Raw genomic sequence first — 14,905 nt, forward strand, 5'->3', positions numbered from 1 at the left:
TTGATCTCCTTATTTAATACAATATTTATTTTTCAGCACAGCATGATTTGTGGCAAGTGGGTTGTCTTAAAACCCTTGAGCCTAAATTCCCGTAACGATGATACGAAATGCTAACCGATCGCTCTAAGTGGTAATATAATAATTCAAAACGCCCGTTCAAGCATGGTTTGGCCGTGGCTAAAATAATCCCTAAAGCGCTCGCTTGCTTGTGCAATAAATCCAAATCGCTTTTTAAATAACGGACACGATTGAAAGCATGCAATTTTTCGCTAAATTTTTGCAAGCTTTCATAAACGATAGGGGTGTTTGCTCGGAGCACTTTTAAGCATTCTAAAAAAAAGGTTAAATCCTTGTTCGTTCGCTCGTTTTCTATGCTGAGCGTTAAAGGGATTTGAGAAATGAGACATGCCAAAGCCACGCCCAACATGTCGCTTAAGGTGTCCTTTTCGGTGATGCGATAGCCCACGCTTTTAACTTTAGTGTAGGAAAAGAGGTTGTCTTCGCCTCTGATTTTGACATAGTCTTTAGCTTGGCTAAATTCATGTTTATAATGATAAGCGTAGCTCTTTGCCATAAAAATCGCGCGTTTCAACTCATGCGTGTGTTCGTCATAGCCTTTTTGAGTTAAGTTTTCTAAGGCTTCGCTTAAGGGGTTTTTTAGGGCGTGTTCATCTTCTTCTTCTTGGTGGATATTCACAAATTGCGTGATATAGTTAAAAATGCCTACTTTCCTCCCAAACCCCACAGCGGATTTTTTAACCCCCCCAAAAGGCTGGCGCAAAACGATCGCTCCTGTGGTGGGTTTGTTGATATAGATATTACCGGCTTCAATGCGTTCTAAATAGTATTCCCACTCCCTTTCGTCTAAAGACTCTAACGCGCTAGTCAGCCCGTAACCGGTAGAATTGACTATCTCTATCGCTTCGTCTAAATCTTGCGCTTTCATCACGGATAAAATGGGCGTAAAAAGCTCAGTTTGGTGCGTGAAATCGCCTTTTTTGGTGCCGTATTTGATGCTTGGCTTCATCAAATAGGGGTTATCATTCACAAAACTTGCCGGGATTTCGTAATTTTCATAGCTTTTCAATTCATCTATGGCTTTGATGACTTTTTCATTAGGCTTGTCCGCTAGAGTGCCGATTTTGTTTTTGAAATCAAAAGGATCGCCCACGCTAAGGCTTAGAGTCGCATCTATCAAAGTCTTTTTGAAATTCTCATCTTCATAGACTTCTTTTTCCAACACTAAAAGCGAAGTGGCAGAGCATTTTTGCCCCGAATTGCTAAAAGCTGAATGGATAACATTCTTAATCGCTTGATCCCTGTCTGCCATTTTGCTCACAATGGTGGCGTTTTTACCGCCCGTTTCAGCACTCAAGGCTAGAGTGGGGTTAGCTTCTAGCATTTTATAAGCAGTGTCTTCACCCCCGGTTAAAATGGCAAACTGGATGCTTCCATCTTTTAAAAGGTGTTCGCTAATATCGCTCCCTTTAGAGGGCAAGTAAATGAGCGCATCTCTAGGCACGCCCGCATCCCAAAAGCACTCACAAAGCTTATAGCCCGTTACGCTAGATAAACTTGAGGGCTTGTAAATCACCCGATTGCCAGTGGCTAGGGGGGCAGCGATAGTGCCTACAGAAATGCCCACAGGGAAATTCCATGGGGCGATGACCACACCCACGCCTTTGGGGGTGAATTTCGTTTTTTTATTCTGCTCTTGTAACACCCTTAAGCTGTAAGGGTAAAACTCTAAAAAGTCAATGGCTTCGCTCACTTCAGCGTCCGTTTCAGCGAAAGTCTTACCCACTTCTAAAGCCGAAATCCCTACCAAATCGCCTCGCCTTTCTCTAAAAAGCTGGGCGGTTTGACTCATTAAGGCATGGATTTCTGTAAAGCTTTTTTGGCTGAAACGGCTCTTATCGCTTTTAGCCACTTCTAGGGCTTTTAAAATCGCTCCCTTATCCGCTAAATGCACGCTAGCGATTTTTCTATGATGGATTTTATCAAAGACTTCTAAAGGGGTTAAATTAGGATCTTCAAACCTCCCATCCATTTCTGGGTAAAGCTCTAAAATAGGGGCGTTACGCATTTTTTCGCGCACTTTTTTAGCCCACTCTCGGTTAGCTTTTAAAATAAAATCGGTATCGCTTTCGTTTTTAAAAGAGTGGTTTGGGTAGGTGGTATGCCCGCTTTGTTTGGCGTTTCTGTCTTGAGTCCTGTGGGTGGCGTTGTCTAAAGCGGCAACTCCCTTAAGGCTGTTTAAAAAGCGTTGTTCTTGGTCTTTCCATTCGCTCGTGCCGACTTTGAGGTTGAAGAAAGCTTTCATGAAATTATCGCTTGAGGTGTTTTCATCTAACCTCCTCACCAAGTAAGCGATCGCATTATTGAAATGCGCTTCATCGCACACCGGTGCATAAAGAATGAGTTTGTGCATCTCTTTTAGTTCTTGGCTCGCTTGCAAGCTCATGCCCTCTAACATTTCAAAGCTAAAATGCTCCAACACAACAGGATCATTAAGGGCATGGATGCGCGTATAGACATAAGCGATTTCAAAAATATTATGGCTCGCTGCGCCGATATGAATGTATTTATAATTGTCGCCCTCTAAAACAAAATCCAGCATTTTATTGTAATTAGAATCGGTGTCTTGCTTACTAGAAAATGTGGGTAACGCCCAGTCTTTCATAGAAGCGATAGTCTCTTCGCTCTCCATGTTCGCTCCCTTAACAAAGCGGATTTTAATGGGTTTTAACCCTTTTAAAACCCTTTCTTTAGAAAAAGCGTGCAGTTTTTTCAAATATTCATAAGAATCAGGGATATAAGCTTGCAGCACAATTCCGGCGTTCAAATCAAATTTAGCAATGGATTCCATAAAAGACTCCACCGTAAGCTCTAAATCCCTAAATTCTTCCATATCCAAATTGATGAATTTAGGCATGCCTTGCTTTTTTTCTTCTTCTAAAGCCAGGGCATAAAGAGCGTCTAAGCGTTTGACAATTTCTTTTTTAGAGTATTCAAAATCAAGGATATTGATTTGAGAAAAAATCGTGGTGATTTTAATGGAAATGTATTGGATGTAGTTGGATTTTAGGGCTTGAGAGTATTTTTCAAAACGAGCATTAGCTTCTTCTTCGCCTAAAACCTCTTCGCCAATAAAATTCACGTTCAAAACGATGTTTTCATTTTTTCTTTTTAAAACCCGCTCTTTTAATTTATCCTCTTCTTGATCCAAGACCATCGCTTTCGTATCGCTTCTGATCTTATTGACAAAGAAAGGCACGCTCATATCAGGGAGCATTTTCCCAAGGCTTAAAAACCCCATTAAAAGCACTTTTTCAAACGGAGAAAAAATCTCACGGCTTTTGTATTTGTCCAAAACATGCTCAATCATTTCAAAGCGGGCTTTATTGTCCAAGCACCTGAAACTCCGATCCATAAGCTCTATGAGCATGACTTTATTTTCAGGGTTGTTTAAAAGCTTTTGCATTTTAGAGTGGAACGCTTTTTCTTGTTCGCTCAAATGGTTACTAATACTATCTTGCAGTTTTTTAGCTAATTCTAATGAATCGTCAATGATTTTTTGCATGAGCTTACCTTTTATTTAAGAATTTGGCTTGATTGTAGCATGTTTTAAGCGGGTGGCTTTAAGTCTCATTGATTGGTAATGTTTTTTAATTTTAAATTTTGTTCTAGTGGCAATTAATTCTCATTTTAATCTTTTTGAGTTTATCACGCATTTTTACACAATGATAAGAATTTGAGTGATAATTTGTATTGTTTTTAGCTTCATTTACTTTTCGTTTAATAATAAATTATAACATTCGCATCGTGTAATTTAAAACCATTGAACGAAACGATTTTAAATTAAACGGATTTACAAAAAATTTTACAAAACAAAGGATATAAAATGAAAACAATTAAAAATGGTATTATGATTGGCACACTCGGTGCGTTGTTATTGAGCGGTTGTTCTAGCTTTGATACTCAGCGTTTCGCTTGTCTCCCTAAAGACCATTCTTCAAAAGACGCTCCTACCAAAAAAGAAGCGCAATACACGCCTAAGGGCTTTTTTGACCCTTATTCTTCTAACTTAAACCACTGGGATTCTACATTCTAGGGGTTTGTTAGAGGGGGCGAAAAGGGGAGGAAATAAAGCTCATTTTAAGTTTTCTCAGATTACAATAACAATCTTTTTAACACTGATATAATATAAAAGGGGATATTCTTATGAGTGGTGCTCATATTGTAGAAAATACGAATAATGAGAAAATAGAAAATACGATTACTTTAAATCCCACTGCTTCCACCCCCCCCAATAATGATGAAGAGCTTTTAAAATCTGTTAAAGGTCTTGCAGATCGCATTAAAAAATTAGAAGATCTTAAATTAGAAGACTTTGAACCCCTTAGAAAACCCTCTCATTTTATAGGCTCTTTCTTTTCGCTTGGAAAATCCTCTAACGACACCCAAGAAAACTCAAAAGACGCTTTAAAAAAAGAGGAAGAGCTTAAAAAAGTCAAAGAAGAAAGCACCGCACTAAATAGAGAAAAAACAGATCTAACTAGAGAAAAAGATAAGCTAGCTGACCAAAATAAAACACTAACCACAGAAAAAAATGAGCTAACTAACAAAATCACCGGATTATCCACAGACAAAGAAAACCTAACCAATCAGCTTAACGCATCACAAAAGCAAGTGCAAGCGTTAGAACAATCTCAGCAAGTTTTAAAAAATGAAAAAGCCGAGTTGTCAAAAGATAAAGAAAACCTAGCTAAAGAAAAAACAGAACTGACTGAAAAAAATCAAAAACTAACAGCAGAAAAAGATAATCTAACTGAAGATAAAGAAAACCTAACCACAGTGCTATCAACAGCAAAAAGCCAAGCCGAACAAACGAGCCAAAAATTAAATGAGCTAGAGCAAAGGCACGCTCCATACCAAAAATTAGAAAAACTCTATGAAGTCTTTTTGGAAGTCAAAGATCGCTTGAATTTTAATTTTGTAGCAACCACTCACAGCGCAATGGATTTGATCGCGTCTGTTCTTAGCGATAGCAAATACTATTTAGAAAGCCTTTATAACAAAGCGAGCCAAGAATTAAGCGATAAGAGGAGCGATAAGGGCGAGAAATTAGCTGAATTGTTTGATTTGCTTTTTGAATACATTAAGGACAATAAATTTGAACGTTTGAAAGAGCCAAGCGGTTATGATCATTCTTGCAAAAAGCTATACCCAGAGCAAAACACTTCTCAAAAGATGCAAAGAGTGGTTTTAAGAGGCTACACATACGACAAAAAAATAGCATGTTACACTATCGTGGATATGGGAGGGTGAAATGTTTTGTTTGTCTTCAACAAGGGAAAAATTAGAAGCCCGCATCGGTGAGTTAGAAAATGAAAACGCCGAGTTGTTAAGAGAAAGAGAATACTTAGTTGCAGAAACTAGCGAGTTAAAAGACGCTAACGATCAATTATGGCAAGCTAAAGAAAAGCTCACTAAAGAAAACACCGAGCTAACCCATAAAAACACCGCGCTGACTGAGAAAACCGCCGATCTGAAAACCGAAAACGACAAACTCAACCACCAAGTTATCGCGCTCAATAACGAGCAGGGCAGCCTCAAACAGGAGCGAGCGCAATTGCAAGGAGAGCATGGGGTTTTAGAAAAATCATGCGCTAATTTAGAAAAAGAAAACCAACACCTAACCGACAAGCTTAAAAAGTTAGAAAGCGCTCAAAAAAATTTGGAAAACACTAACAATCAATTACGGCAGTCTTTAGAAAACTCTAACGCTCAATTAGCGCAAGCTAAAGAAAAAATAGCCAAAGAAAAAACCGAGCTGGAGCGAGAAATCGCGTGCTTGAAGAGCTTAGAGGGCATGGAAGAAAAAAGCAAATTGGACTTGGATAACAGGCGTTTAGCGAGCGCAAACCAGGATTTAAAACGCCAAAACCGAAAATTAGAAGAAGAGAATATAAAACTCAAAGAGGAGGTTGGTAATGTCAGTTAAAGAAGAAATAGAAAACTTTGTATCACAAAAAGAAGTGCATGCGTTAGAAGACTCTTATCATCTTTTAAAAAATGAAAAAACCGAGTTGTTAAGAGATAAAGAAAAGCTCACTAAAGAAAACGCCGGACTATCAAAAGAAAAAGATAATAGAAAAAGATAATCTAATCAAAGACAAAGAAAGGCTAACTAACGAAAAAGATAATCTAACCAATCAGCTTAATGCATCACAAAAGCAAGTGGAAGCGTTAGAACAATCTCAGCAAGTTTTAAAAAATAAAAACGCTGAGCTGACTAACGAAAACACCAAGCTAAAAAATGAAAAAACCAAGCTGACTGAAAAAAATCAAAAGCTAACAGCACAAAACACCGAGTTAGCTGAAAAAATTAAAGCGCTGACCGCAGAAAAAGAAATTCTAGCTAAAGAAAAAGAAATTCTAAACGATGAGCTTAATGCATCGCACCAAGAAAAAGCCGACCTAGACTTACACAACAGGCGTTTAGCGAGCGCAAATCAGGATTTAAAACGCCAAAACCGAAAATTAGAAGAAGAGAACATCGCCCTCAAAGAGAGGGTTGATGGCTTGAAAGAGCAACTCTCAAAACAACCAAAACCACAATAAAGGAGAAATTCATGGTAACACCCTTACAAAGTTTAAGACTGCCGATTGGCCACCCCTTAGTAGAGAAGCTGTGCGAGTTGTCTTTAAACAATAAAGCCGCATTCAATGAAAAAAGTGGAGTCAATTTCAAAGAAGAAGTGTCAAAAGAAGACAAAATCAAGTTTGAACAAGCGTTGCGGGTGCTTCATGCGATCGTCAATAATGAGACTTCTTTAAGGTATCTTTCTGATGAAAATCAAAAATTCATAGAGGATTTAGCGCAAGATAAAAAGATCACTAATGAGAAAATAGAAAAAACCTTAGAGATCGTTTCTGTTAGCGATGTGGATGTGGATTTTGAAAAATTTAAAGAATTGATGCTTAAGGTGGATAGTGTAGCGGTAGGCCTTAAGAGCTATAGCCAAAGCCAATTGCTTGATTTGGACGGAGGGCATTGGGATTTAAAGGTGCCTAGCGCGCCTAAAGAAAGCGTAACCTTTAGGTTTGATAATTTACCTAAAGACGAAAAAAAACAAAGAAATGAACTTCTATGCGCGCTCAAGTTTGAAGGATTTAAACAAGGGCGTTGTCGCTATTGACTTTGGGACTAAAAGCACGACCGCAAGCTATATGGATAAGAACGGAGATTACCGCTTGCTCTCTATTGGCGGGCTAGTAGATGATACGAGCCTGACAAAGTTTGAAAACCCCACGATCGTGGAGTTCAGACACAGAGAAGCCTTTCTTAACGCTTACAACGCGCTAGATCACCGCCCTTTCACAGAAAAGAACGATATAGAAGTGGCGCATGAAGCCCAAAAGAATGCTGCAGGCGTTAAAGGGAATGATTTGTATCGGTTTTTTTCTAAATTGAAGCAATGGGCTGGAGCGGATGAAAAACAGAATTTTAGGGATCTCATAGAGGATTTTTCTTTAGAAAGCTTCACTAATTGCACGGATTTTAACCCCATAGAAATCTACGCTTACTACATCGGTCGCTGCATTAATAACATGCATAATGGCGTGTTTTTGAAATACTTTTTATCCTACCCCATCAAGTATGAAAAGCATCAGGCTGAAAAAATCAGAGAGAGTTTTGAAAGAGGCTTGAAAAAATCCTTACCCCGGCATGTTTTTGACGATGAAAAAACGGATAAAACTTTCAAAGTGGAACTAAGAGCGAGCGAGCCTTGCGCGTATGCCATTAGCGCTTTAAAAAGCTATGGGTTTTTTAAATCAGAGAAGTTAGACAAGCCGGTTTATTACGGGGTGTTTGATTTTGGGGGCGGGACGACGGATTTTGACTTTGGCAAATGGGAAAAAAGCGCTAGCCCTAAATTCCTTTACAAAATGACGCATTTCAGCAGTGGAGGGGATAAATATTTAGGCGGTGAAAATTTATTGGAATTGCTGGCTTGGGAAGTGTATGCCAAAAATTTCCAAGAGCTGAAAGCAAAAGACATTGTCATCGCTAAGCCCAACTATGACAGGATCGATACGCAACGCTTTGGATCGTTTATGCAAAATTCTAGGGAAGCGCGCTTGAATTTGCAAACGATCGCTTCTACATTACGCCCTTTTTTAGAAAATTTAGACGCTGATATTATAGAAGCGATAGAAGAAAATGAAGAGTTTAGCATAGAGGGTTTTGAAAAGGATTTTAAAGCCATGCTGTTGGATAGGAATGGGGTAGAAACAGAATGCGATCTTAAAGTTGATTGCAAAGAGCTTTTAAATCTCTTAAAAGGCAAGATAGAGGAAGGCGTTGCCAACTTCTTTGCCGGATTTTCTAAAGTGATGGCTGAAAACATTGATGATGAGTGTCGGGCGTTTCACATTTTCTTAGGCGGGAATGCGAGCCGTTCGGTGTTAGTCAAACAAGCGTTTGAAAACGCCAAAGAAAAGCAGCTCAAAGATTACAAGCAAAAGATCTCTAAAGATGATTTCACATTCATCATTTATGAGCCGCTAGGCACAGAAAAATCAGACAAACAGATTTTAGAGCTTACAGGAGAAGATGTTTCTAACATGCTCGCTTATTTGAAGCCCACTTGCAAAACCGGGGTGGCTTTTGGGCTTTTAGAAAGCAGGGACAAGGCTAAAGGGATTGAAATGCCCTCCATAAGCGCCAATCCTGTGTTTAAATACGATTTAGGCATTGAGATAGAGGGGAAATTCCACGCTAAAATCCATAGGGGTTCTTTAAAGCCTAATGAATACCAGATTTTCCAAACTAAAGAGGAATGGGGAGGCTTTGATGGGTTAGAGATACGCTATAGCGATAAAGCCCTAGCCAACACCAACACTCTAAATATTCAAGATACGCAAATGGTTTCCATAGCGCTAGAAGAGCATGAAGAAGTGGATGTGAAGGTGTGTTGCGTGGATTCCCAAAGCATTAAAGTGGGGCTGTTTAAAGACGGCCAACTAATCTATGAAAGCGAGGTAGAAAAATTATGATGACTAAGAACGCTTATGCGTTTGTCGTAATTGAAAAAAGTATTATGGTGTTTAAATGCGCCAAAGACAAGGGGCTAATCCCTATCACTGAAAGCTTTGCACCTTTAAAAGAGGGTTTTTTGAGAAGTTTTAAAGAGCGTTGCAATCTGGAATTTTTAGAAAATTTAGATCTTTTGTTTTTGTATGACTACCAGTTTTCAAGCGAGGTTTTTTCCTTGTGTAAGGATTTGAAAAATTCCATTTGGGACAGGAAGCTTGTGGTAGCGCTAGTGGAGGCTTTGGAGGGTTTTAAGGGCTTGAATTTGTCTCTTAAAGTAGAAGATAGGCGTTCTAACAGCTTGGGTAATGGCATTCAAAAATTGCTCACCAACGCTGATCTAGGGAGCACCCATCAAACAATCGTGATAGACAGCATGAAAACATACCACCAAAGCCAGCAAGAAAAATACAAAAGAGAAAGAGGCGAAACGATAGAGATTCGCCCCACAACACCCCCTAGCTATGGGGGTGGGAGCATTAGAATCAGCGGCGATAAAAAGCCTGATTCTAATGAAGAAAATTTTTAAAAGAAAGGATAGCAGATGAGCAAAGTGCAAATGGATACCGAAGAGGTCAGGGAATTTGTAGGGCATTTAGAACGCTTTAGAGAGTTACTAAGAGAGGAAGTGAATAGCTTGAGCAACCATTTCCATAATTTAGAGTCATGGCAAGACGCTAGGAGGGATAAATTTAGCAAGGTGGTGGATAACTTGAAAGGCACTTTCAATGAATTTGATGAGGCCGCGCAAGAGCAAATCGCATGGCTTAAAGAGAGGATTAGGGTTTTAGAGCAAGATTATTAAGGGGTGGTTTATGGCTGAATGGAAAACGGACACAGAAGAAGTCAAAAAGGTTGTTGAAAAATGCAGGGAATTTAAAAGATCCCTGCAAGAAGAAAGGTGCCTTCAATTTATCACAAATCTTGATAGTTACGCGCGAGAAATCCTAGTAGAACGCAGAAAAATTGAAATGCAATTGGAAAAAGCCATAGGAGAATTAAAAAAAGCCAAAAAGGAGCGAAAGGGCTTTTGGGGACTTCTTGGGGAGCTTGGGAGAGATCTTGGTAATGCGGTAGGGTCGGTTATCCCTCCTGTTAAATTATGCGCTGAACTTTGTGAAAAGGGCTTAAACCTTATGGAAGACAATATAAAAAAATGGGAACACAATGTAAGGTTATTAGAACGAATGCTTGAAATCTACTCGAATCAAGCCAAAGCGAGCGTGGAGCTTGTGGAGGGGGCTTGGGAGAGCGTTAAAAAGATGTTGCATTTTTATACTGATAAGCACCAGGAATTTATCAGGCGTTTGAACTATGCGAGCGCGGCGATAGATAATGAATACAATATCGCGCCCCCAGAAAGTTTAAAGGAGCACGATTTTGAACGGCCTACTTTCTCTTATAGCCCTAAAAAAAGCGTTTTTGATGAACGCTTGAAGGATTTAAGGGAAGATTTCAGCTTTTCTTTATACGCTGATTTGAAAGATAAAATCAGAGCTTTTTCTCATAGAGATCGCGCCACAACTTCTAAAGAGCATGGATTGGATTTGATGAGCGTTGATTTTGAGAGCTTGAATTTAGCCAAAAATCGTTGCACTAAAAACATGAAAGAAGCCTTACAAGGTTTTACAAAAAAGATCAAAGAATCCCCTAACGATTTGAACGCTGTGAATGAAGCCTTTAATCGTTTAAAAACAGAGTTAGAGAAGGCTACAGATGATGAGCGCTTGAAAGATTTGAGAGAAAATTTCGCTTCTTTATACGCTGATCTGTGCGCTGATCTGAAAGACAAGATCCATCATAACGCTTTGTCTAACGAGGATTTAGAACGCATGGCAAGCTCTAAAGAACAAGAATTTGAAAAGAGTTTAGAGGATTTAACGCCAAGCTTTAGAGATAAAACTAACGCCTTATCTGGCGATGATTTAGAACGCATGGCAAGCTCTAAAGAACGAGAATTTGAAAAGAGTTTAGAGGATTTGATGCCGAGTTCTTTAGGCGTGCCTTCTTATGATGAGAGCTTGACTCTAGCCAAAAAGCATTGCGTTAAAAATTGTAAGAAAGCTTTACAAGATTTTGCAGAAAAAATCAAAGAAGCCCCCAACGATTTGAACGCTCTCAATGAAGCTTTTGATAATTTAGAAACAGAGTTGGAGCGCGCTACAGAAAGTTTGAGCCAAAAAATAGCACCCATCTTAGAACGCAATGAAAATTATACGCAAAAAGCGTTGGAGTATAGAGAGTTTTTAGAAAAAGAAAAAGAGGGCTTTATTGTAGATGAGCAAAACCCCTACCCGGAAGAAGTCAAATTCAATGATTTGCGTTTAGCGGAGTTTGATAGCGTTTTTAGCGCCATTGCGCCTTTAGAAGATTGGAGTAAAACCGCATGCGCTCATCATGCCCTAAAGGCTTTACAAGCTGCGCTTAAAGACAACGATTTGGGCTTTGATGCGGCAGAATTGGAACAGATCGCAAAAGGATTCATCCCTAGGGGGTATTTGTGGCATTTTGATGCGAATGTTTTAGGGAATGTGGTGTTGGTGAGAGAAGAGTTATTATTAGGCGTGAAACACACGAAAGGATACAAACTATGGGAGAAATTCCTACAAACACAGAACTGAATTGGGAATTTGTAGAGCCGCTCAATGACAATGCGTTGAACGGGTTAGAAGAGCGATTGAAAATAGGCTTGAGCGATGAATTTAAGGACTTCATCAAACGATCAAACTATGGCTTTAGCCAATGGCGTTCTTTTATGGTGGGCAATGAATCTTACACATTCAAGCATGTTTTAAACTTCAATTTAGAGGGTAAGGGCTTGTTTGTTGATTTGATGCAGAGCTTGAAAGAATGGTTAGAGCCTGAAGAAATTATCTTTGCTAATGACGGGTATGGGGGGTATTATCTTTGGAATACGACTACTGATGTGGTGCTGTTTTTAGACACTGATGATGGCTCAAAACATGCGCTGTTGCATCTTAAAATGTTTTTAAAAAAATTGGAATCAAGGGGTTAAAATGTTGTCTCATAAAGTTTTTTTGGAGGGTTGCACCAATAAATTAAGAAAGATTTGCGATGAATTTGTAGAAAACGCCATGCAAGATGATTTAGGGCAGAAACTCAGGAGCAAGGTGCTAGAGGAGATGCTAAAAATCGCGCATGACTTAGAAAATTTAGAGCAAGACACTCAATACCAAAGAAGAAAAATCAACGAGCAAATTGAAGAAGCCAAGTCTTTAGAGGGGCGAATTGATAGGAATTTCCATTCACCAAGCGAGATCGATAGGCTTATGCGTGAAGCCAAAGAGCATGAAAGAGAAGCTAAGAGACGCTATGATGAATATCTTAAGGATAGAAATGATTGATGCGGGTAATTTATTAAAAGAACTAGACGACGCCTTAGATAAGGTTGTTGCTAAAAAAGAGCCAGAGAGTTTTCTCAAGCCGTCCACTTTAAAAATAGAAGAATATCAAAAGAGTATCAGGCAAATTCAAGCGCAATTCATAGACGCGCCGCAATTTAATGAAACGAGTGCTTACCCTAAATTTTTAAGCTGTGGTTTATTACATGTTAGGGGCAAAAATGGCACTAACATGGAATTTTTATTGCCTAAAGTTTATCCTTTCCCCCCTAAAAGCTTGTATATAGAGCATGAAAAAGACGGGCAGTTTTTAAGAGAAATGCTCATGCGCTTACTCTCCAGCATGCCTTTAGTGCAACTGGAAGTGATTTTGATTGATGCGTTGAGCTTGGGGGGTATTTTCAATCTAGCCAGAAGGCTTTTAAATAAAGACAATGACTTTATTTATCAGCAAAGGATTTTGACCGAAAGCAAGGAAATAGAAGAAGCCCTAAAGCATTTGTATGAATATTTAAAGGTTAATTTGCAAGAAAAATTAGCCGGCTTTAGAGATTTTGCGCATTATAATGAAAACGCCACAGACCCCTTGCCTTTAAAAGCGCTTTTTTTAAGCGGGGTAGATGCTTTGAGTAAAGACGCGTTTTATTATTTGGAAAAAATCATGCGTTTTGGCTCTAAAAATGGGGTTTTGAGCTTTGTCAATTTGGAGAGCGAAAAAAACAATAAATCCGCAGAAGACTTGAAAAAACATGCGGAGTTTTTTAAAGATACGACAAGTTTTGAACGCTTTAAATATCTTAATGTGGAAGTGATCAACGATCAAGGTATTAAATCCCAACACATGCAAGACTTCGCTGATAAAATCAAAGCGTATTACAGGCAAAAAAAGAAGTTAAAAGGGAGTTGAAAGACTTACAAAGAGATAAAGAATTTTGGACTAAAAGCTCTCATCATGAAGTGAGCGTGCCGGTGGGGTGGGATATTAACCATAAGGAAGTGTGTTTTGAAATCGGTAAGGCGCAAAACCACACGCTCATTTGCGGGCGCAGCGGGAGCGGGAAATCCAATTTCTTGCATGTGTTGATTCAAAATCTAGCTTTCTACTACGATCCCGATGAAGTCCAACTCTTTTTGTTAGACTATAAAGAGGGGGTGGAATTTAACGCATACACAGATCCGATTTTAGAGCATGCGAGGTTGGTGAGCGTAGCGAGTTCGGTGGGTTTTGGTGTTAGTTTTTTAAGCTGGCTTTGCGGTGAAATGGAAAAAAGATCTAATCTGTTCAAGCAGTTTAAGGTGAAAGATTTAAGCGATTACCGAAAGCATGAAAAAATGCCCAGATTGATTGTAGTAATTGATGAATTTCAGGTGCTTTTTAGCGATAAATCCACTCAAATGAAAGGGAACGTGGAACGATCCTTAAACACTCTGCTTAAAAAGGGCCGTAGCTATGGGGTGCATTTAGTTTTGGCCACTCAAACCATGCACGGTGGCGAAATTGATTCAAGCTTTAAGGCTCAAATCGCTAACCGCATCGCTTTGCCTATGGATGCAGAAGACAGCAATAGTATTTTGAGTGATGATGATGTGGCTTGTGAGCTTACGCCACCAACAGAAGGCATTTTCAATAACAATGGGGGGCATAAAAAATACCACACCAAGATGAGTATCCCTAAAGCCCCTGATGATTTCACAGCGTTTATCAAAAAAATCCATGAAGAATTTAACCAAAGAAATCTCACCCCCATAGATCGTAAAATCTATAATGGCGAGACGGCTTTAAAAATGCCCCACACCCTTAAGGCTAATGAAATGCGTTTGCATCTGGGCAAAGAAGTGGATTATGAGCAAAAGGACTTGATAGTGGAGTTTGAAAACAACGAATCGCATTTGTTAGTGGTGAGCCAAGATTTAAACGCTCGCATCGCTTTAATGAAACTCTTGTTCCAAAACATTAAGAGTACGAACAAAGAATTGGTTTTCTGCAATAAAGAAAAACGCCTGATAAGGTTTTTTGATGCGCAAAAAGAATACGGTATCACGCCTGTAGAAAATATCTTAAGCGTTTTAGACACCGCCATGAACCCTAATAGCGCGCTTGTGATAGACAATCTCAACGAAGCGAAGGAATTGCACGATAAAATAGGGGTGGAAAAGTTAAAATCGTTTTTAGAAAAAGCCATAGACAACGAGCAGTATTGCATCATTTTTGCGCATGACTACAAACAAATTAAAGCTAATTACCATCTTGACAAGTTAAGAGAATTGTTAAACCACCACTTCAAGCAATGCCTGGCCTTTAAATGCAATGGGGAAAACTTAAACGCTCTCAAAAGCAATTTATCTTTACCAAGCAAACTCAACGCGCTATTTGTAGAGCTTTCCAAAGACAGCCACACTGAGTTCAGGCCTTTCAGCTTATAGGGTCAAAAAGGGGGTT

General features: G+C 39.1%; 11 protein-coding genes and 2 pseudogenes. 12 read left to right on the forward strand and 1 reads right to left on the reverse strand.

From position 1 onward, the window contains the following. Positions 1 to 25: 25 nt before the first annotated feature. Positions 26 to 3,583 carry a bifunctional proline dehydrogenase/L-glutamate gamma-semialdehyde dehydrogenase gene (locus DBU79_RS01120; protein ID WP_154411282.1) on the reverse strand — a complete coding sequence of 1,186 codons (3,558 nt, stop codon included), beginning with the start codon at positions 3,581 to 3,583 and terminating at the stop codon, positions 26 to 28. A gap of 321 nt (positions 3,584 to 3,904) precedes the next feature. Here DBU79_RS01120 and DBU79_RS01125 point away from each other — a divergent pair, with 321 nt between their 5' ends. From DBU79_RS01125 to DBU79_RS07855, 12 genes and pseudogenes are all read left to right on the forward strand, one after another. After that, on the forward strand, positions 3,905 to 4,114 hold the full coding sequence (locus tag DBU79_RS01125; RefSeq protein WP_039093372.1) for a hypothetical protein: 210 nt from the start codon (positions 3,905 to 3,907) through the stop codon (positions 4,112 to 4,114). A gap of 308 nt (positions 4,115 to 4,422) precedes the next feature. Beyond that, positions 4,423 to 5,331, forward strand: coding sequence for a hypothetical protein (locus DBU79_RS01130; protein WP_154411388.1), 909 nt, complete (start codon positions 4,423 to 4,425; stop codon positions 5,329 to 5,331). Position 5,332: 1 nt separating this feature from the next. Next, on the forward strand, positions 5,333 to 6,007 hold the full coding sequence (locus DBU79_RS01135) for a coiled-coil domain-containing protein (protein ID WP_154411283.1): 675 nt from the start codon (positions 5,333 to 5,335) through the stop codon (positions 6,005 to 6,007). Then, a complete protein-coding gene (locus tag DBU79_RS01140; protein WP_154411284.1) occupies positions 5,997 to 6,167 on the forward strand; it encodes a hypothetical protein in 171 nt (56 codons plus the stop codon). The genes DBU79_RS01135 and DBU79_RS01140 overlap by 11 nt, the downstream gene beginning before the upstream one ends. A 4-nt stretch (positions 6,168 to 6,171) precedes the next feature. Beyond that, a complete protein-coding gene (locus DBU79_RS01145) occupies positions 6,172 to 6,627 on the forward strand; it encodes a hypothetical protein (RefSeq protein WP_229763999.1) in 456 nt (151 codons plus the stop codon). A gap of 11 nt (positions 6,628 to 6,638) precedes the next feature. Further along, a pseudogene (locus DBU79_RS01150) lies at positions 6,639 to 9,066 on the forward strand (hypothetical protein). After that, positions 9,063 to 9,632 carry a hypothetical protein gene (locus DBU79_RS01155; RefSeq protein ID WP_134890293.1) on the forward strand — a complete coding sequence of 190 codons (570 nt, stop codon included), beginning with the start codon at positions 9,063 to 9,065 and terminating at the stop codon, positions 9,630 to 9,632. The pseudogene DBU79_RS01150 and the gene DBU79_RS01155 overlap by 4 nt, the downstream one beginning before the upstream one ends. A 15-nt stretch (positions 9,633 to 9,647) precedes the next feature. Next, positions 9,648 to 9,908 (forward strand): type VII secretion protein, encoded by a 261-nt coding sequence (locus tag DBU79_RS01160; protein WP_154411285.1) that lies wholly within the window; start codon positions 9,648 to 9,650, stop codon positions 9,906 to 9,908. Positions 9,909 to 9,918: 10 nt separating this feature from the next. After that, the gene (locus tag DBU79_RS01165) at positions 9,919 to 11,724 is read left to right on the forward strand and encodes an HNH endonuclease (RefSeq protein WP_154411286.1); all 1,806 of its coding nucleotides are present in this window, start codon (positions 9,919 to 9,921) and stop codon (positions 11,722 to 11,724) included. Further along, positions 11,694 to 12,119, forward strand: a complete 426-nt coding sequence (locus DBU79_RS01170; protein WP_154411287.1) for an SMI1/KNR4 family protein — start codon at positions 11,694 to 11,696, stop codon at positions 12,117 to 12,119. Before DBU79_RS01165 ends, DBU79_RS01170 begins: the two co-directional genes overlap by 31 nt. A 1-nt stretch (position 12,120) precedes the next feature. Further along, positions 12,121 to 12,468 (forward strand): hypothetical protein, encoded by a 348-nt coding sequence (locus DBU79_RS01175; protein WP_154411288.1) that lies wholly within the window; start codon positions 12,121 to 12,123, stop codon positions 12,466 to 12,468. Next, a pseudogene (locus tag DBU79_RS07855) lies at positions 12,461 to 14,889 on the forward strand (FtsK/SpoIIIE domain-containing protein). Before DBU79_RS01175 ends, DBU79_RS07855 begins: the two are co-directional and overlap by 8 nt. Positions 14,890 to 14,905 lie beyond the last annotated feature (16 nt).

It is taken from the genome of Helicobacter pylori (assembly GCF_009689985.1).
In the GTDB taxonomy this organism is placed as follows: Bacteria; Campylobacterota; Campylobacteria; order Campylobacterales; family Helicobacteraceae; genus Helicobacter; species Helicobacter pylori_CG.

Bases quoted from the DNA above. Each gene is read 5' to 3' on its own strand.
- DBU79_RS01120 (WP_154411282.1), bottom strand. From the start codon at position 3,583: ATGCAAAAAATCATTGACGATTCATTAGAATTAGCTAAAAAACTGCAA.
- DBU79_RS01125 (WP_039093372.1), top strand. From the start codon at position 3,905: ATGAAAACAATTAAAAATGGTATTATGATTGGCACACTCGGTGCGTTG.
- DBU79_RS01135 (WP_154411283.1), top strand. From the start codon at position 5,333: ATGTTTTGTTTGTCTTCAACAAGGGAAAAATTAGAAGCCCGCATCGGT.
- DBU79_RS01140 (WP_154411284.1), top strand. From the start codon at position 5,997: ATGTCAGTTAAAGAAGAAATAGAAAACTTTGTATCACAAAAAGAAGTG.
- DBU79_RS01155 (WP_134890293.1), top strand. From the start codon at position 9,063: ATGATGACTAAGAACGCTTATGCGTTTGTCGTAATTGAAAAAAGTATT.
- DBU79_RS01160 (WP_154411285.1), top strand. From the start codon at position 9,648: ATGAGCAAAGTGCAAATGGATACCGAAGAGGTCAGGGAATTTGTAGGG.
- DBU79_RS01165 (WP_154411286.1), top strand. From the start codon at position 9,919: ATGGCTGAATGGAAAACGGACACAGAAGAAGTCAAAAAGGTTGTTGAA.
- DBU79_RS01170 (WP_154411287.1), top strand. From the start codon at position 11,694: ATGGGAGAAATTCCTACAAACACAGAACTGAATTGGGAATTTGTAGAG.
- DBU79_RS01175 (WP_154411288.1), top strand. From the start codon at position 12,121: ATGTTGTCTCATAAAGTTTTTTTGGAGGGTTGCACCAATAAATTAAGA.